12 protein-coding genes are annotated in these 20103 nt (G+C 61.7%); all 12 read left to right on the forward strand.

Features of this window, described 5'->3' with window-relative positions:
- The first annotated feature begins 44 nt into the window (after positions 1–44).
- The 12 genes from tssC to tssG all read left to right on the forward strand — a co-directional run bounded on the left by tssC (position 45) and on the right by tssG (position 20101).
- Positions 45–1577, forward strand: coding sequence for a type VI secretion system contractile sheath large subunit (tssC, locus tag Q3A80_RS06030; RefSeq protein ID WP_446328165.1), 1533 nt, complete (start codon positions 45–47; stop codon positions 1575–1577).
- Between the two features lie 82 nt (positions 1578–1659).
- Positions 1660–4329 (forward strand): type VI secretion system Vgr family protein, encoded by a 2670-nt coding sequence (locus Q3A80_RS06035; RefSeq protein ID WP_446328166.1) that lies wholly within the window; start codon positions 1660–1662, stop codon positions 4327–4329.
- Positions 4326–6326, forward strand: coding sequence for a phospholipase D-like domain-containing protein (locus Q3A80_RS06040; protein WP_446328167.1), 2001 nt, complete (start codon positions 4326–4328; stop codon positions 6324–6326). The genes Q3A80_RS06035 and Q3A80_RS06040 overlap by 4 nt, the downstream gene beginning before the upstream one ends.
- Before the next feature lie 3 nt (positions 6327–6329).
- On the forward strand, positions 6330–7625 hold the full coding sequence (locus tag Q3A80_RS06045) for a DUF6396 domain-containing protein (RefSeq protein ID WP_446328168.1): 1296 nt from the start codon (positions 6330–6332) through the stop codon (positions 7623–7625).
- A gap of 35 nt (positions 7626–7660) precedes the next feature.
- Positions 7661–8935 carry a DUF6396 domain-containing protein gene (locus Q3A80_RS06050; RefSeq protein ID WP_446328432.1) on the forward strand — a complete coding sequence of 425 codons (1275 nt, stop codon included), beginning with the start codon at positions 7661–7663 and terminating at the stop codon, positions 8933–8935.
- Between the two features lie 35 nt (positions 8936–8970).
- On the forward strand, positions 8971–10287 hold the full coding sequence (locus Q3A80_RS06055) for a DUF6396 domain-containing protein (RefSeq protein ID WP_446328433.1): 1317 nt from the start codon (positions 8971–8973) through the stop codon (positions 10285–10287).
- An 18-nt stretch (positions 10288–10305) separates the two neighbouring features.
- Positions 10306–10554 (forward strand): PAAR domain-containing protein, encoded by a 249-nt coding sequence (locus tag Q3A80_RS06060; RefSeq protein ID WP_175855206.1) that lies wholly within the window; start codon positions 10306–10308, stop codon positions 10552–10554.
- Between the two features lie 10 nt (positions 10555–10564).
- Entirely contained in the window at positions 10565–11782 is a 1218-nt protein-coding gene (locus Q3A80_RS06065) for a hypothetical protein (RefSeq protein WP_446328169.1), read from the forward strand.
- Positions 11783–11796: 14 nt separating this feature from the next.
- Complete coding sequence (locus Q3A80_RS06070; RefSeq protein WP_446328170.1) at positions 11797–15582, forward strand: ImcF-related family protein; 3786 nt, start codon at positions 11797–11799, stop codon at positions 15580–15582.
- A gap of 8 nt (positions 15583–15590) precedes the next feature.
- On the forward strand, positions 15591–17171 hold the full coding sequence (tssA, locus tag Q3A80_RS06075) for a type VI secretion system protein TssA (protein ID WP_446328171.1): 1581 nt from the start codon (positions 15591–15593) through the stop codon (positions 17169–17171).
- 9 nt (positions 17172–17180) lie between these two features.
- The gene (gene tssF, locus Q3A80_RS06080) at positions 17181–18995 is read left to right on the forward strand and encodes a type VI secretion system baseplate subunit TssF (protein ID WP_446328172.1); all 1815 of its coding nucleotides are present in this window, start codon (positions 17181–17183) and stop codon (positions 18993–18995) included.
- Positions 18992–20101 (forward strand): type VI secretion system baseplate subunit TssG, encoded by a 1110-nt coding sequence (gene tssG, locus Q3A80_RS06085; protein ID WP_446328173.1) that lies wholly within the window; start codon positions 18992–18994, stop codon positions 20099–20101. The genes tssF and tssG overlap by 4 nt, the downstream gene beginning before the upstream one ends.
- Positions 20102–20103: the final 2 nt, after the last annotated feature.

Here is a 20103-nt window from a genome sequence, read left to right on the forward strand (position 1 = left end):
CCTCACGCAACCACGCAGCCATACCAGACATGACTGAGAGAACCATGAACCAGAACGAATCGCGCCAGGGCGCCACGGAATCCATCGTGCTCGAGAACGACAGCGTCTACGCCGCGCTGTGCACCAAGATCAACCTGAAGCCAGTCGCCGAGGCGCGGCCGCTGGAAGCATTCCGCGACAGCGATGCGTTGTCGGAAGCATCGGCCGACGAACGTGTCGCACGCGGCATGGATGCACTGCTCAACCTGATCGCGAAGGAAAGCAAGCCGGTCGACCGGCTCGACAAGTCGCTGCTCGACTTTTACATCGGTCAGCTTGACCGGCAGATCAGCCGGCAGCTCGACGCGGTCATGCATGCACCGGATTTCCAGGCGCTCGAAGGTCGCTGGCGCGGCCTGAAGATGCTCGTGTCGCGCACGGACTTCCGCAAGAACGCACGCATCGAAGTGCTGGATGTATCGAAGGACGCGCTGCAGCGCGACTTCGAGGATTCGGCGGAGCTGATCCAGAGCGGCCTGTATCGCCTCACGTACATCGAGGAATACGACACGCCGGGCGGCCAGCCGATCAGCGCGATGATCAGCGATTTCGAATTCGCGAACTCGCCGATGGACGTCGCGCTGCTGCGCAATATCTCGAAGGTAGCGGCTGCGGCGCACATGCCGTTCATCGGTTCGGTGGGCGCAGCATTCTTCGACAAGAACTCGATGGAAGAAGTGGCATCGATCCAGGACATCGGCAATTACTTCGATCGTGCCGAGTACATCAAGTGGAAGAGTTTCCGCGACACCGACGATGCGCGTTACGTCGGCCTGACGATGCCGCGCGTGCTCGGTCGCCTGCCGTATGGCAAGGATACGACGCCGGTGCGTGCATTCAACTACGAAGAAGCGGTGAAGGGACCGGATCACGACAAGTATCTGTGGGTCAACGCGTCGTTCGCGTTCGCGGCCAACATGGTGCGCAGCTTCGTCAGCAACGGCTGGTGCGTGCAGATTCGCGGCCCGCAGGCGGGCGGCAAGGTGGAAGACCTGCCGGTTCACCTGTATGACCTCGGCACCGGCGTGCAGCCGAAGATTCCGACCGAAGTGCTGATCCCGGAAACGCGCGAGTTCGAGTTCGCGAATCTCGGTTTCATTCCGCTGTCGTTCTACAAGAACCACGACTTCGCGTGCTTCTTCTCGGCCAGCTCGGCGCAAAAGCCGGCACTGTACGAGACGAAGGAGGCGACGGCCAACAGCCGCATCAACGCGCGCTTGCCGTACATCTTCCTGCTGTCGCGCATCGCGCACTACCTGAAGCTGATTCAGCGCGAGAACATCGGCACGACCAAGGACCGGCGTCTGCTCGAACTCGAGCTGAACAACTGGATCAAGGGGCTCGTGACCGAGATGAAGGATCCGGGCGACGAGCTGCAGGCGTCGCACCCGCTGCGCGAGGCGAAGGTGACGGTCGAGGACATCGAGGATAACCCCGGCTTCTTCCGCATCAAGCTGTTCATCATCCCGCACTTCCAGGTCGAGGGCATGGATATCGGCTTGTCGCTGGTGTCGCAGATGCCGAAGGCGAAGGGCTGATCCGACGTTTCGCGCACGCGCCGCCGGGCCGTGGATGATTGCCCCGGCGGTGCCGTTGTGCCGTGCACCTGAGAGAAAAATCATGTCGATGATACTGCCGTCGCAGGCTTATGAATTGAAGCTTGCGCCTCATCCGGCGCCGACGTCCGTGCTCCGGTTTACGGGCCGGGATGCTGTGAGCGAGCTGTACTGCTACGACATCGAATTCACGAGCCCGATGGCCGGTATCCCGATGGATCAGGTGATCGGCCGTCCCGCGAAATTCATCATCGCGCCGGTCGATCCGAACCTGGACTATCTGCGCAGGATGTTCGGCGAGAACGCCGGGCAATTCAGCGCGATGTCGCCGGCATATACGATCCACGGCGTCATTACGCAGTTCGACGAGTTCGGTAGTTCGGCCGATCAGACCCACTATCGGGTGCGACTCGAGCCGAAGCTCGCCGACCTGAACCGCGGTGTGACGAGCCGGCTGTTCCAGAAGCAGTCTGTCGAGGAGATCGTGACCGACACGCTGCGTCATTACGGCTACCGGGCCGGAGTCGACTTCCTGTTTAAGCTGCGCGGCGAATACAAGCGGCACGAGTACATTACCCAGTATCACGAAACGACGTTTGCCTTTATCCAGCGCCTTTGCGCGGAAGAAGGGATCTGGTTCCGCTGGGAGCAGAAGAAGGATCACGCGGTGCTCGTGTTTGGCGACGATCTCGATGCCTACGCACGCAAGCAACGCACCGTGTCGTACCGGCGGGACTCCGGGCTCGAGAGTTCCGGCGCGGACGCGATCAAGACGCTCGAGAAACGCACCCGGCGTGTGCCTGAAGCCGTGCGTCTGCATGACTACAACCACCGGCAGGCAGGGGTGTCGCTGCTCGTCGAGGAAAACGCCGCGCGCGACGACACGACGACGAGCGGCGTCGATTACCGGTGGGGCGAGCACTACGAGACGCCGGAAGAGGGTAAGGGCGTGGCCCGCCGGCGTCACGAGGAGCATCTCGCCACGCAGATCACGTTCAAGGGCACCGGTAATCCGTTCTGGCTCGAAGCCGGTGAAGTCATGCGGATCGAGCCGAACCAGGCCGACGCGAAGCATGGGATCTTCATCACGTCGGTTCAGTCGCAGGGTGGTCGCGATCAGTCGTACTGGATGACGTTCGAGGGGATTCCGTCTGATCGCGTGTGGCGCACGTCGATCGATGCGATCAAGCGACCGGCGATCGACGGCATTCTGCCCGCGCGCATTACTTCTCCAGGCGATTACAAGTACGCGTACCTGACCGAACAGGGCTGGTATGTGATCAAGCTGCCATTCGATCTCGATGAGTGGAGCCCGGGTGGCACGAGCCGGCCGGTGCGGTTCGCGAAGCCGTATAGCGGTGACGACTATGGGCATCACTTTCCGCTGATCGACGGGGCGGAGGTGGCCGTTGTTTTCACGCAAGGTCATCCGGATCGGCCGGTGATTATCGGGGCGATGCATGACAGCCTGCATCCGGATCTCGTCACCAGTCGGAACCATACCCGAAATCTGATCCGCACCACCGCGCGGAACGAGATGCGGATGGAGGATAAGGAGGGTGTCGAGCATGTTCATCTTGCGACGCCGTTTCAGGCCAGTGAGCTGAACCTTGGCCATATTGTCGATGAAAGCGGAAAGGAGCGCGGCAGGGGCGCCGAGCTTCGTACCGACGAACACGTTGCGGTGCGGGGAGGAAAGGGCGTTTTCATCTCTGCCGACATGCAGTCGGTGCCGAATGGCCGGCAGCTCGACATGCGACCGGCCCGGGGCCTGCTAGAGCTTGCGCTGCAGCGGATGCAGTCGCTTGCCGAGGCGGCACAAGCTGCTGAAGCGGTCGCCGCGGACTATTCGCAGCAGAAGGTCCTGCTGGACGAGACCTTGACCGAGCTGAAGAAGGCCGGGGTGCTGATCAGCGCCCCGGCGGGTGTCGGGATCGTATCGGATGACCATCTGCAACTCGCAGCCAGCAAGAACCTGATCGCGACCGCAGGGGGGAATGCCGACATCGGCGTTGTCAAACGATTCACCGTGGCCGCCGGCGAAACCATCTCGATGTTCGCTGCAAAACTCGGCATCAAGTTATTTGCCGCGAAGGGTAAGGTCGCCATTCAGGCGCAAACCGATGAAATGGCGTTGGCAGCATTGAAGGACGTGACGATCACCAGTTCGGAGGGGCGGCTCGTCCTGTCCGCGGCGAAGGAAGTGTGGATTGGCGCGGGCGGATCGTATATCAAGATCGATGCGAATCGCATCGAAAACGGTACGCCGGGAGACATTATCGAGAAGTGCGCGTCGTGGAACAAGCCTGGCGCGGCCTCGGCGCAGATCAGTCCGGCGCTGCCGAACAGTTTGCCGGCAGAACGTTTGATGCTGAACTTGGGCGCCTCGCCTTCGGCCATGGCTGCCATTCCGCAAGACATCCCATACAAGCTGTATGCGCAAGGCGCCCTTGTCGCTCAAGGCGTTACGGATTCGACCGGGCGAATCGCCGTCGATCATCGCCCCGGCACGCAATCGTATCGGGTCGAATTCGCCAATGGCGTGGCCTATCAAATCCCGGTGAGCGAGGCGTTCCGCGGCGATGCGACCAACGGACAGTTGGCCAACCAGGGTTTCCATTTCTTCGAGCAAGGGCCTGACGGCGACGGAGCTGATCGCGCAGCCCATCGTCGGCATTACTACAGCCTGATGAATCCCGAAAGTGACGCTGAAAGCACGGAGACCCCGTCATGAACCAATCCGTAACCATCACCGTACCGATCGCACGATCGTGTGGCAATACGGCGACGCTGACGTTGCCTTATCACGTGCAAGGCGCGGAATACGAGCCGAAGCATGCGACGCACTACCCGCTCGTCAACGGCGAGGAGGCCTTCGGCGCCGTCTACGATGCGATTGCCGCGGCACGACATAGCGTCGACATTGTCTGTTGGGGATTCCAGCCGTCCATGTATTTCAAGCGCGGGGCGTCGGGCCAAGGCTCGCTTTCGATCGGAGAGTTGCTGCTCGAAAGGGCGCGGCACAAGGTAAAGATCCGGTTGCTTGTGTGGGGCGATAAAAGCCACTTCGCGCAATTTATTGAAAACATGATGCCCGGCGGTCGTTTTTCGCACAAACCGGATAATCGGAACTCGGCGCAGAGGGAATTCGATACGTGGTGGTATTGGCAGGTCAAGCTCGATAAGAAAAACAAAATTGGAACCGAAATGACGGGAGCCGACTTGTTTCCGTTTCCGACGAATTACCTGGTAAAGAGTGTGGAGGATGCCGCCAAGCGTGCCCAGTTACCGTCCCGTGATCCAGCATTTCGCAATATCGAATTCGCAACCCGTGATTTCAGCATGATCGAGCGCACCGAAATCGCATGGCGCACGCTGACGGATAGTCAGTACAACGAGCGCAGCACCAAGGCAAAAATTCAGAATGGCGCAATGATGGGTGGGTGGCCCTCACACCATCAAAAAATGGTGCTGATCGATTACGAATATCCGGAACTGGCGACCGGATTCGTGATGGGCCACAACACGCTCGATGAATACTGGGATACCAGCCGGCATAGTTACGTGCGCATGCACTCGAAAATGGGGCGCAACGGCTTCTTGCCGCGACAGGACATTTCAGCTCGCGTCACAGGACAAATCCTGGTCGATTTGAACAAGAACTTCTGTCAGGCATGGGATGCGACGACAGGGCAAAAACTGGAAAAGCAACGGGCTTCGGCGAAAGCTCCCTTACTCCGCTGCAGCAAGGACGATCTGCCGGTGATGGCGCAGATCCTGCGCACCCAGCCCCAAGTCGGCAAAGGTGGCGTTAAAGATATTGAACGACTGTACCTGCAGGTCGTCAACAATACGACCAATTTCATTTATATCGAAAATCAGTATTTCCGGTTTCCGCCGCTCGCCGAAAAGCTGACGAAACTAGTGAAATCGTATCAGGCTGGCGGGCGCAAGACGCCCCTTTATCTGTTCGTTGTGACCAATTCGAGCGATGACGGGATTGGCCCCGGTACAGTGAGTACCTATCACATGCTCAACGCGCTGGGGCGGGCCGATGTCATGCCGGGCGTGGCGCAACTGGAGCGGGCCGATGAGTTGGAGAAGCAATACAAAGACGCTTTGAAAATGAAGGAGCGAGCGGACAAAGCGTATGAGAGCGCAAAGCGTGTATCGGTCGGCCCGTTCACGAGCTCGGCGCAGTATGCAATGAACAACATCATCGCGGCCCAATTGGACGCTAGCGAGGCCAATCAGCGTGTGAATGATCTCAAAGTGAAACGGGACAAGGCGAGAACCGAGAGCCCGGAGAGACTCAACATTCCAGGTCTCAAGGTGCATATCTGCACGCTCGTGCCGCCGGATACGCCGAAAGGGAAGCCCTGGGACGAGGTGTATATCCACTCCAAGCTGATGATCATCGATGACGTGTTCGTCACGCACGGTTCGGCGAACGTGAACCTGCGCAGTATGGAGGTGGATAGTGAGCTGAATATTTGCCACGAGTCCATGCGGGTCACGCAGCCGCTGCGGGAGAAGCTGTGGCGGATTCATGCAGGGGATGGTGGGGTGGGCTCGAAAGATAAGAATGGAAGGCTGAACGCGGATGTGGCATTTGAGGGCTGGGACGAAATTATTTCGAGCAATAAAGATTCGAAAAACGAAGGAGGGGTGCCGTGTGCATCGTTGGTCGAGTTTTATCGAGACGACCCAAGCCGCTCCTATATGGATTAACGAATGCGCATCCTCATTTCAGTCTGTCTGGCCATTGCCAGTTTATCCGCCTGCTCGAAGGAGAGCGCTTTGCCTGGATCGTCTGACCTTGCCAATGTACGCGCCAATCTGGCGTTTACCTGCACCCATGAAGCGGATCGGCTGCCAGCTCTGGACTCGGACGCGGAAGCGTTGTTCCGCTACGGTCGCTATCTGCAAACGCGCGATGGCCCGAAAGACTTCGACGAGGTGGCACGCTACTTCCGGATCGCCGCCGCACATGGCCATTACAAGGCGAACCACAACGTGCAGCAACTGGTGTCGCAGGGGCTGGCCAGTTCCCCGAATGCGGCGCACGAGGCAGTCGAGTGGGCAAGCCAACTGGTTAATCAGAGGGTGCCGATGGGGTACTACGACATCGGCTACTACCTGAAGTCCGGGTATGGACTGAAGCAGAACCAGGAACTGGCGCTGAAGTACATCCGGAAGGCGGCCGACCTCGGCAATCCCGATGCCCAGTATTACGTCGCCGGATTACTGGCGCCTCATGACCGGGCGCCGGATATCGCGCGACAGATGCGCCGGTGTGCGGCCGATCAAGGGCATGGCCGCGCGGCTTATGAGCTCGCAATTAATCTCCGGGGCCGCGGTGATTTCCACGGTGCTGTCTTGGCCTTTCAGAAGGGGGTGGCGGCAGGGGTCAGTGGGACCGCCACGAATCTTGAGCGCGCATTCCTAGCGTCCGAATCAGTAGATAAGCGATTCGCGCTCGACGTGCCAAAAGATCCCGAGCGCTCGCGTCGCTATCAGCTAATCGCGCAATTTTTGAGAGCCAATACACTGGCCAACCCGAAAGTGCCGGACATCGATCAGATCGTCCCGCTACCGCCCGCAAAGCTGCCCCCATGGGACGGCACGTTCCAATGGGAAAAGCAACGTGCTCAGGTGCCGCCCAAGCCGTCAGAAGAACTGATCGACCGATTGGCAAAGGAAAAGCACCTGGATCCAGCAACTGGGTGGCCGCTATCAGCCGACGCTCAGACTTCGCAGACAGCGGCGCCGAGTGATGTTGTCGCTCGACTGCCGCTGGGCTCCACGGCGCGAACCGGGATGCGCTGCCCCGAAGGCGGGGTTTGGTGTGCGCAGCTTCGCCCAGGCCTTCAGGCCGAGACGACCCGGACTTTCGAGAAGGGCGAAGTGTTGCCGATGATTGACTTCTACGAGCCGCGTGCGTTGCCCTGGCTCGATCGCGTGATGGGCGAACGTCGCTTGACGACGGAGGTCGTGTGGAAACTGGTTGCTTACGAGGACAAGGCGTGATCGCGCTCATTCGGTACGTGCACGCCGCTAACAAGATGCTGGTCGGGTTACTGCTACTCGCAGGGCTAAGCGCGTGCTCGGAGGCGGATTCCTCGTTGATGCGGCCCGAGCTTGCAGATGTGCGGGCCAATCTGGCGTTCAGCTGTAGTCACGAAGCAGACCGGCTGCCGGCCATCGATCCGGATGCGGAGACGTTGTTCCGCTACGGCCGCTATCTGCAAACGCGCGATGGCCCGAAAGACTTCGACGAGGTTGCGCGCTACTTCCGGATCGCCGCGGCGCATGGCCATTACAAGGCGAACCACAACGTGCAGCAACTGGTGTCGCAGGGGATGGCCGGGTCCCCGAATGCGGCGCACGAGGCAGTCGAATGGGCAAGCCAACTGGTTAATCAGGGGGTGCCGACGGGCTACTACGACATCGGCTACTACCTGAATTCCGGGTATGGACTGAAACAGAACAGGGAGCTGGCACTGAAGTACATCCGGAAGGCAGCCGATCTGGGTAATCCCGACGCCCAGTATTACGTCGCCAGATTATTGGCGCCTCATGACCGAGCGCCGGATATTGCGCGACAGATGCGCCGGTGTGCGGCTGATCAAGGGCATGGGCGCGCGGCTTATGAGCTGGCAATTGATCTTAAACACAGTGACGATTTCGCTGGCGCCGTGCTTGCCTATCAGAAGGGCGTGGCGGCAGGAGTGAGTGGGACGGCCATGAATCTCGAGCGCGCATTCCTGCGAGATGCAGGATATTTTCTCGACTTGCCCAAAGACCCTGAGCGCTCGCGTCGCTATCAGCTGATCGGTGAATTTCTGGACAACAACACACTGGCCAACCCGAAAGTACCGGACGTTGACCAGATTGTCCCGCTGCCGCCAGCAAAGCTTCCACCCTGGGACGGCACGTTCGAATGGGAAAAGCAACGTGCTCAGGTGCCGCCTAAGCCATCGGAAGAATTGATCGACCGATTGGCAAAGGAAAAGCACCTGGATCCAGCAACCGGGTGGCAGCTTCCGGCCGACGCTCAGACTTCGCAGACAGCGGCCCCGGGTGAGGTGGCCGCTCGACTGCCGCTAGGCTCCACGGCGCGAACCGGGATGCGGTGTCCCGAAGGCGGGGTCTGGTGCGCGCAGCTTCGGCCGGGTCTTCAAGCCGCGGCGACCCGGATTTTCGAGAAGGGCGAGGTGTTGCCGATGATTGACTTCTACGAGCCGCGCGCGCTGGCCTGGCTCGACCGGGTATTGGGCGAGCGTCGTTTGACGACGGAGGTCGTGTGGAAACTGATTGCTTACGAGGACAAGGCGTGACGACGCTTATTCGGTACGGGCAGACCGCTAACAAGATGCTGCTCGGGTTACTGCTACTCGCTGCGCTAAGCGCGTGCTCGAAGGCGGATTCCTCGTTGACGCGGCCTGACCTTGCAGATGTGCGGGCCAATCTGGCGTTCACCTGTAGCTACGAAGGGGATCGGCTGCCGGCCATCGATCCGGATGTGGAGACGTTGTTCCGCTACGGCCGCTATCTGCAAACGCGCGATGGCCCGAAGAATTTCGACGAGGTTGCGCGCTACTTCCGAATCGCCGCGGCGCATGGTCATTACAAGGCGAACCACAACGTGCAGCAACTGGTGTCGCAGGGGTTGGCCAGTTCCCCAAACGCGGCGCACGAGGCAGTCGAATGGGCAAGCCAACTGGTTAATCAGGGGGTGCCGATGGGTTACTACGACATCGGCTACTACCTGAATTCCGGGTATGGACTGAAGCAGAACCAGGAACTGGCGCTGAAGTACATCCGGAAGGCGGCCGACCTCGGCAATCCCGACGCCCAGTATTACGTTTCACAGCTGCTTGCCCCCCACGATAAGGCGCCGGATATTGCCGCCAAAATGCTGGGATGTGCAACTGATCAGGGGCATGGACGCGCAGCTTTGGAATTGGGAATAGATCTTAAGAACAATAAGAATTTCCATGATGCTGCGGTCGCCTTTCAAGCAAGTGTCGCTGCAGGAATTAGCACGTCGGCCATGGTTCTTGAGAAATCATTTCTCGCCCCTGTCGTCACTGATAGGGGGTTCTATCTTGATTTGCCTAACGATCCCGAGCGCTCGCGTCGCTATCAGTTGATCGGTCAATTTCTGAGGGACAACACATTGGCTAACCCGAAAGTGCCGGACATTGACCAGATTGTCCCGCTACCGCCGGCAAAGCTTCCGCCGTGGGACGGCACGTTCGAATGGGGAAAGCAACGTGCTCAGGTGCCGCTCAAGCCGTCAGAAGAACTGATCGACCGATTGGCCAAGAAAAAGCATCTGGATCCAGCAACCGGGTGGCCGCTATCGGCAGACGCTCAGACTTCGCAGACAGCGGCGCCGGCTGATGTTGTCGCTCGACTACCGCTAGGCTCCACCGCGCGAACCGGGATGCGGTGCCCTGAAGGCGGAGTTTGGTGTGCGCAGCTTCAGCCCGGCCTTCAAGCCGAGGCGACCCGGACTTTTGAGAAGGGCGAGGTGTTGCCAATGATTGACTTCTACGAGCCGCGCGCGCTGGCCTGGCTCGATCGTGTGATGGGCGAACGTCGCTTGACGACGGAGGTCGTGTGGAAACTTGTGGCCTACGAGGACTCCATGGTAATGCAGCAGCGATTCGCATGTTTCTCATAACTCAGAAATACCAAATTCATGATCGATCTCATTCGTTTCGGCGATGCCACCGACCACGGCGGAACCGTCATCACCGCGTCAAAGTCGATGTGTTTCGACGGCAGGTACGTGGCGCGCAAAGGCGACGAGGTGACGTGCCCGAAGCACGACATTCGTCCCAATCTCATCATCGAAGGAGACGAGACCATGCTGGATGACGGCGTACCCGTCGCGCGACATGGCTATCGCGCGATGTGCGGATGCCGGCTGCTTTCGAGCCTAGTGTGAAAAAACGATCATGCCAGTAGAACTCCCGGAACTCGACCCACCCGGTGCGAAGCCGGAACCGCCGCACCCAATCGTATGGACGATTCTGTTGGTTGTGGTCATGGTTGTTGGCGGAGCGCTGGCCCTGTTGATCTGGCCGACTGGTGAACCTACCGATACCGCGTGGTTCTGGTTACGTTTGCTTGGACTGCCCGCGTTGACGTGGTGCACGATGTTTGGGCTGCGGCTGCACTACTACGACCAGGCATGCCAGCGACGTCAAGCCGAACGCGAAGTACGCGCCGACGATCGGGAGAAAAGGCTGCGGTTCGCACGCGAGCCGCTCGCAGTCCTGGACTATGCGTATGTGACCGCGCCGGGCCGTGCGGATGTCGCTCGCAAGATAGCGGGGAGCGAGCTTGCGTTAAGCGCCCGGACAACCCTCGCAGGTATCGATGCAATCCGCCACACGGCACTGGAAGTGACTGAAGACCCGGAAGCGCCCGGACGCTATCGGACATGTTTCAACGCGTTGCTGGACAAATTGTCGGATGCGGTGACGGCCGTACCGAACGAGGTACCGCTCATTGTCCGTTTTCAGCTGCCTGATGATGTCGATCGGAAGGATCTTCTCCAGACGTGGCAATCGTGTTGGGCTGCCAAGAACGCTCGGCCTGTGTCAGCTGAACTGCTGGGTGTTGAGCAGGGCGTAATGTTTCTCGATGAATGGCTGGATATCTGCGGCGGTCCTGCTCTCGAGCGCGCGACGTTATTGGTTTCCGTGCAACTGCACGACGAGCCGACACCGTCGAGCGCCGAAGCCGCGGTCGGCATGCTGCTTGCGTGGGCGCCGCTTGCTGAACGATATGGTCTGGAGACGCGCGCGTTGCTTCATCGACCGGTCGAAACCGACGCGTCAGGTCCGGACACCGCCCTGTCCAACGCATTGCTGTGGGGGGAAACGACTGCGAACGAGATTAGCGATCTGTGGCAGGCAGGATTGTCCACTACGGACAAGCGGGCGTTGCTTCAAGCCGCGTCGGATATGAAGTTTGGCATTTCGCAAACAGCCGGACTGTCGGGTGTGCACGACGTCGATCTGGCAATCGGCCATCCCGGCGTGTGCGGGGGATGGCTCGACATTGCATTCGGGATTGAACATGCGGTGCACACCGGCACGCCTCAACTCATGGCGTGGCATGAGCAGACGCTGCGGTTCGCGGTCGCCCGTGTTCCCCGCACAAACTAGATGGTGTATCACACATGATCGTTCGCAAGATTCTGGGTTACTGGATTCTCGTACCAGCAATCACCGCGTTCCTGGCGATTCTGGCGTACTTCAAGGGGGGCGATATTCATCCGTCGCCTTGGTTCCGTGTCTGCGTCGTCATCGCGAGCGGCTTTGTTCTTCTGGCGCTACATCCCCTTGTGATCGGTGCCTGGGGGGTGGTCGCCCGGCACACTTCCAGCCGATCGGCGAGCAGGTACGACCGCGATCCGATGGCACGGCTTGGTGCGCCGCAGAATAAGGATGTGGTAGATCTCAATGCATACCGTGGTGCGACTCTTTGCGAGGCGCTGCGCAACCGGCATGGCCGGCGCTGGCGTTATCGCGCGCGATGGGTTCTGATTGCCGGCGACGTCCCGCTCGTCAAGCGCCTGGCGCCGGGACTCGTCGACGCCGGGTATCTGATCGTTGGCGGTGCAGTCCTGCTCTACGCAAAGCAATTCCGCGATACCCTCGATACCGCCTGGCTCGACCAGATCCGCCGCCTTCGCCGCCGTCGTCCGGTCGATGCGATCGTCGTAGTCACACGTAACCGCAACTCCGTCGAAGCACCGTTCGACACCGACAATCTGTCGCAGCGGCTCGCGCGCCACGCGCGCGCGCTACGTTGGGCTGCGCCGGCCTATCTGCTCAATGTGACGGATTTCGGCAGCGAGGCGTCGAGTCCCGACGAGGCGATCGGGTTCACCTGGGCCAACGCGCACGTCAGCTCGGATGCGATCGACTCGTCGCTGCAAGACCTCACCGACAATCTGGCGAATGCCGGTGTCGTGCGCCTCACGAAGGATGCAGACGACCGCTACCCAGCTGAGTTGTCGCGGCACATTTCGAATCTCGGAAGTGCGCTATCTGGTCTGGTGCTACAAACCTCCCAATCACGTATCTGGCGGCACGCGGTCCACGGCCTTCTATTCGCACCACTATTCAAGGAACGTGAACTCGCACCACCGCAGGCACCGGCCAGCGCGAACGACGACGAGCCACCCGTCGACCCGCCACACCGCACGATATGGCAAACCGTCGCCGAGCACAGTCGCAAGGTCCACGGCCGCCGCGTAGGCTTCTCCCTGTCGACCGCGGCCGCGTGGCTAACAACCGGCCTGATCGGTTGCTGGATCGCCGGCACGATGCTGTCCGGCTTCGTCAACCGCGCAACGATCCAGAGCACCGCGGACACGATCGCTGATCTCTCTACGGTTCAGGACCACACAAAGGCGTTGCAAGCCCTGAACACGTTGGGCCAACAGATCGACACGCTCGAAGTCCATCAGCGCGAAGGCGCACCCTGGTCATCGCGATTCGGTCTGAATCGCGACAGCGCGCTACTCGACGCGCTATGGCCGAGCTATGCCCGTGCGGCGCACCGCATTCTCATCGCCCCGATTCGCCAGAAGCTCGAAGCGCGCCTGCAACAGCTCGCATCGCTGTCCGACGCTCAAATCGCCGACGGCGGCGACGCGCAGACCCAGGCCGTCTACGACACGCTCAAGGCCTACCTGATGCTTGCGAAGCCGGAGCGCGCCGTGGCTGCCTTTCTGACGCCCCAGCTTGCCGCGACAGCCGTGCCTGCACGTCCGTCCAACTCATCCTTGTCGTCGGGCGCCTGGGAAGACCTGCGTCTGCACGCTATCGCGTTCTTCGCCAACCATCTCGGCCGCGCTCCCGCATCCAATAGATCCGCGTTCGCAATCACGCCGGACGGCAACCTGATTGCATCCACCCGCCAAACGGTGATCGGTGTGCGGGGCATCCAGAATTCGACGGACGCGCTCTACCAGCAGATCATCGACGAAGCGACGCCGAAATATCCGCCGGTCTCTCTCGCGACGCTGCTCGGCGACACGACCAGCCGAGGCCTGTTCAATACGACCGCGACCATCCCCGGCGTTTTCACGCGTGCGGCATGGGAGGAGCGCATCTCGAGGGCGATCGACGACGCAAGCGCCAAGCGCGACGTATCTGGCGACTGGGTGTTGCGCTCCGAACGAAACACCGTTGGAGCAACCGACAACAAGGAGAGCAGCCACCCTCCGCCGACATTGAAAGCCGAATTGCGCCAGCGCTACTTTGACGATCACGTGCGTGCGTGGGCGCTGTTCCTCAACAGCTTGCGCTGGCAATCCGCGCCGACGCTGTCAGCCACGGCCGACCAGTTGACGCTGCTGGGCGACTCGCAACGTTCGCCGCTCGTCGCGCTGATGAACGCGATCGTCTACCAGGCGGGCGCGGGTGCGAGCGCCCAGTCGCTCTCCGAGAGCCTGATCAACAAGGCGCAACAACTGGTCGGCGCTGACGAAAAGGATCCGTCGAAGCAGGCTCAACCGCAGCTTACGCCGCTCGCATCAGCCTTCGGCCCGATCCTGCGCCTGACCGGCAGCGACCTCGTGTCCGGTACGCCGGCCAACGGCAAGGCCGCCACGCAACTGGCCGCGACCGGCGACCTCAGTCTCGCACGCTACCTCGAGCGGGTCACGGCGATGCGTCTGAAGGCATCGCAGATCGTCGCCGGTGCCGATCCTGATGCGATCGCGCGGCTGGCCGCTCAGTCGGTTCTGCAGGGCAAGACGTCCGATATCTCGGACAGCCGCGACTACGCGAGCCGTGTGGCTGCAAGCCTGGGCGAACAATGGGCGGGCTTCGGTGCGCTGTTTCGTGCGCCGTTCGATCAGGCTTGGCAAGTCGTCGTGCAGCCGGCCGCGTCGAGCCTGAACGAAATCTGGCGGACGGCGATTCTCGCCGACTGGAACAAGTCTTTCGGCGGCCGGTATCCGTTCTCGGACGCCGACAACGACGCATCGCTGCCCGAGATGGCGCGCTTCATGCGACCCGACAACGGCGTGATCGCGCAATTCGTTGCAACGCAGCTCGCCGGCGTGATCGAGCGGCAGGGCGATCGGTGGGTCGTTGCGCAAGGCGCGGACCAAGGTGCGCTCACGATCGATCCGGTCTTCCTGAACGGCCTGAACAAGCTCACGCGGATCTCGACCGTGCTGTTCCCGTCGGGAGACGCGCGCGTGCGGTATGAACTCCAGGCCGTACCGACGCCGGGCGTCACCGGCATGAAGTTCGTGCTGTCCGGGCGCGAACTGCGCTACTTCAACCAGAAGCAGGAATGGGTGCCGTTCGAGTGGCCGGGCCAGTCGCTCGAGAACCTGTCGCATATCGAATGGCAGACCGAGCAGGGCGGATTGCGCACCGCGCTCGATTCGCAGGGGCGCTTCGGCCTGATCCGGCTGCTGGAGCGCGCGAAGGTCGCGCAGCAGGACAACGCGCGTTACTTGCTGACCTGGATGCCGGACACGAGCCAGGGCATTCCGCTGAAGGTGCAATTGCGCAGCGAGGCGGGCAGCGGGCCGCTCGACGTACTCCAGTTGCGCAACTTTGCGCTGCCGGTACGGATTTTCGTGACCGGGGCGGCGGGTACCGGGCCGAAGATGTCGACAGCCAGTCCGCCGCCGTTGCCAGCTGCGGCAATCGGCGCGGCAAAGCATGCTGCCGTGCCGTTGCCGCCGGGACTCCCGGGCGCGATGTCATTAGGAGACGAACCGGTGCCTGCGACGCCGGAACCGGCGCCTCGTCGACTCGCCGCCACGGAGCCGACGCCAGCGAACGGGCAGCCGCCGACGTCCGGCATGAACTCGCCCAAGGCCGATCCCGGGATGACAGTGTCGTCGCTGGCGACGACTTCGACGTCAGCCGACTCTTCCTCCAAACCGTTCGGACACGCGCTCCAGTTGTTGGGCGACGCGTTTGCGTTTTGAGACCTGCCATGACGTTAGCCAATTTCGTAAAGACACTCGTCGGCGGTCCACGCATCGATTCGCTGCACGAAGCGCGCCGGAACACCTGGGCCGCATGGCTTGCCCCGATACCGGGGGAGCACGCGCATGGCCGCGATCCCGGCTACGAAGACGCGTTCTTCGAACTGAAGGACGAAGCAACCAAGCTGTCCGGGATCGACGACGGCCTGATTGCACGCGCCTGCGAACAGCTTCTCAAGGAAACCGGCAAGGATTTGCGGCTGGTCGGTTACTACGCGTTTGCGCGGCTGCGTCGGGATGGTCCCGCCGGGTTCGCCGACGGACTCGAGCTGGCCGCTTCCCTGATCGACCGGTTCGGCGAGACCCTGCTGCCCGCACGGGCGGAGGCAAGGCGCGCGGCGCTGGAAATGCTGTCAACGGCGCGAGTGATCGAAACGCTGGACAGTCGCGGAGACTTCGCACCCGAGGATCGCGAACGCGCAATCGCTGCGCTCGACGTGCTGGTCACTCGCACGGGTGCGTGGTCCGACGCCGCTCGTCCGAACCTGCATGCGCTTGTTTCCCGCTTCGGGAACAAGGACGAACTGGCTCGCAACGTGAGCCCCGACATCGCGATGCCGCAGACGCCCGCTTCGACAAGCACATCGAGCGGTTCGATCGCATCGGCGCGAGACCTGCTCGAACAGGCCCGCGTGATGTCCGCATGGCTGCGTGACCAGGAAAACGGCTATTTGCCGTCGGTGCGTATCGCGCGCAGCGTTCGATGGGACACGTTGCACGACGTGCCGCCGTCGGATGCCGCATCGCACACGCGTCTGACGCCGCCACGCGCCGAGTTGCGCCAGCAGATGAAGCGGCTCGTGCTGCAAAAGCAGTGGCACGAACTGCTCGAACGCGTCGAAGGTGCGTTCATGGAGGGCGTGAATCACCTGTGGTTCGACCTGCAGTACTTCCAGCACGTCGCGCTCGATCACGTCGGCGCGCCGTACCACACGTGGAGCGAATTGCTGCGCGCGGACTTTGCGTTGTTTCTCGAGCGCTTGCCGGAAATCGAACGCCTTTCGTTCAGCGACGGCACGCCCTTCTCCGACGACACGACGCTCGAATGGATCGCCCGGCACGCGGTCGTGCGCGACCTCGAAGCGGGCGAGACGGTGGCGCCGCTGCCGGTGTCCGCGGATAGCGACGGCGATGCCGGCGACTGGCCGGAAATCGACGCGCAGGCTCGCGAACTGGTCGCGAGCGATGGTATCGAGGCCGCGTTCGCATGGCTCGATGCGCTGCCCGGCATGAAGACCGAGCGTCACCGCTTTCTGCAGCGGCTGGTGATGGCGCGCCTGGCCGATCACGCCGGTCGATCCGATACGGCGCTCGCGCTGCTGACCGAACTCGACATATCGTCGCGCTCGCTGCCGGTGATGCGCTGGGATCCGGCGCTGGCGTTCGAGGTCAAGCAGCAGCTCGTGCGCGCACTGAAAGCGACGAGCAACCGCAAGGATGCCGACAAATCGACGCTCGCGCGCCGCATTGCCGAACTTCAGGCGGAACTTACCGTGCTCGATCCAGTTCGAGCGCTGACTCTTTCGTAACGACACTCCATGGCAAACGACGATCCCATCCTGCGCTACTACGAAGCGGAGATACGCTATTTGCGCGAGTCCGGCAAGGAATTCGCGAAGGCGCATCCTGATCGTGCGCGATTGCTCAACCTCGACCGTGTCGGCGATCGCGATCCGTACGTCGAACGACTGTTCGAGGGCTTTGCATTCCTGACCGGCCGCCTTCGCCAGAAGCTCGACGACGAGTTGCCCGAGCTGACGGAAGGGCTGGTCAGCCTGCTATGGCCACACTACTTGCGAATGATCCCGTCGTTGTCGGTCGTGGAGCTCCTCCCGCTGTCGGAAAAGCTTCAGAAGACCGAGATCGTGCCGGCAGGCGTATCGATACGCTCCGCGCCGATCGCCGTGCCGCCGCCCGCTGGCGCGGAAGGCTTGTCGCCGAAGCATGTGCAATGCATTTACAGAACCACACAAGCGGTCACGCTGCAACCGATCACGGTCACGCATGCCGGGCCAACCGTGCGTCACGACGGTCGATCGGTGATTCGGCTCGGCTTCGCACTCGGTGGGTCGGCACGCCGGAAGGAAACGGATATGTCCCGGTTGCGGCTGTACCTGAACGCGGATCTGCCGACCGCGTTCGCGATGCACGTTGCACTTACGCGCCAGGTCGACACGATCCAGTTGCGCATTCCGGAAATTCGCGACGGCGAGGCGATGCCACTTGCCGGCGTCACGATCGAACCGGCCGGCTTCTCGGCCGAGGAGCGACTGTGGCCGAAGGCCGATGCCGCGTTCTCCGGCTATCAGTTGTTGCTCGAGTACTTTACGTTCCGCGAGAAATTCCTGTTTGTGGACCTTTGCGGACTGGACGTCACGAAGCTTCCCGAACATACGACCCGGTTCGAACTGGAGCTCGTGTTGACGCAGACCTATCCGTCGGACCAGCGCTTCAGCGCGGAAAACGTGCGGCTATTCTGCTCGCCCGTGATCAACTTGTTCGAACTGGATGCCGAGCCGATCGAGATCGATCACCACGAAACCGAATATCGCGTGGTGCCGGCCGGCCATCAAGGCGAACATGTCGAAACGTATTCGGTCGACGCGATCGAGGCCTTCGACCACGAAACGGCCGAGCGGTATGAATACGTACCCTTTGCGACGTTCCGTCATCGTGGCGGCATGCTGCGCCACGAGGCGCCGGAACGGTATTTCCATTCGCGAGTGCGCTCGGGGGTGGCGGGATTGCACGAAACATGGGTGGTGCTCGGTGGCCATGCATGGGAAACCATGGACGCGTTGCCCGAAGAAAGCCTGTCGTTGCGCGTGACCGGCACGAACGGGCTGCTGCCGCGCAAGGGGCTGCGGGAAGCCAGTCTCGACGAACTCGCGACCAGCTCCCAGAACGTCGCCGGAGTGCGCAATCTCGTCTCGCCGACGCTGCCGCTGTATCCACCGACGGAAGATCGGTTCCAGTGGCGTGTGCTGTCCCATTTGGCGCCGAACTTCCTGTCGATGATGAACGCGGAAGTGTTGCGCGGCGCGCTCGCGCTTTACGACTGGACGAATGACGAGCTGAACCGTCGACGGCTCGCGGGTATTCTGTGGGTGTCGCAGACACTGATCGAGGAGGTAACGGGAGGTTCGGTCGAGCGAGGCGTGCTGATCGAGGTCACGCTCGACAGCCACGCGTTCGCCGGGGACGGTGACGTGATGCTGTTCGGCGAGCTTCTGCATCGGTTCTTCGCGCTCTACGCGGACATCAACCTGTTCACGAAGCTCGCGATTGTCAGCCTGCCGTCGCAGGCCCGCATCGAATGGCCACGCAGCAAGGCCGAGCGGGCGCCGCTATGAAGCTGTACGACTTCCCGAATCTCGACCCGCTGGTCGCGTCGCTCCTCGCGCGCGCGCCGCGGATGAACTTCATGCAGCTTTGCCGGTTGCTCGAGGTGCGTTTTCCCGATCAGCCCGGCTTCGGTACGCGAGACGCGCTCGAGCATGAACCGGTGCGCTTCCGGCCGCGGCCGCGAATGGGTTTTCCGGCAAGTGAAGTCGCATCGGTCGAATTTGATGACGGATCGGACACGCTCGGGGCTGGTTCGCCGCCGACCGTGCGCACGACCTTCATGGGGCTGTACGGCGTCGATGCGGCGATGCCGTCGCACATGATCGATGAAATCGTGCTGCGCGAGGAAGGGCACGAGGTAGTCGAGGCGTTTCTCGACCAGTTCAATCACCGCTATGTCGCGTTGCTGTATCGCGCGTGGCGGAAGTATCGGTATCCCGAGCATTTCCGGCCGGGCGGCGTCGACGCACATTCGCGCAACCTGCTCTGTCTGGCCGGTTTCGGCTGGGGCGATAAGCCGAAGCGCGCCGGTCTGCCCGATTCGCGAATGCTTGCGCTGCTGGGGCTTCTGATTCAGCGTACTCGCACGCCGGAGGGGCTGGCAGGCGTCGTTGCGCTGGCCATCCCGCGCGTCGATGTCAGGGTCGACGAGTTCTGGCCGGTCATGACGTCGACGGGGCGGCCGAGGCCGCTCACCGGTGCCGGGCCTGCTGGTGGGAAATCGGGAACCAGTGAACGTAACGGGTTGGGCGGCGGTTACGTATTGGGAAAGCGGATGGCGTATCGAAGCCGGGCGGTACGGGTGACGTTGCGCGCCGCGGATGCTCGGCAAGCGCAGGATCTGCTGCCGGGTGCATGGCTGCATCGCGATCTGATGGCCTTTGTGCAGCTATATGTCGGTGTGAAGGCGGACGTACACGTGCGTATGGAAGTGTCGTCGCGATACACGCCGGAGCCGGCGATCGGACATGGAAACGCTGGATCGGCGCCTCGGCTCGGCTGGACTACCGTGCTGCCCGCTGACGACGAGCGGATCGTCAGTATTGCGCTCGGTGCTTGCGAGGCCTTTCCCGCGCCGGCTCCGAATCCACACGTTACCGCGTTGCATGTTTGACC

It is taken from the genome of Burkholderia sp. SR8, assembly GCF_052851275.1.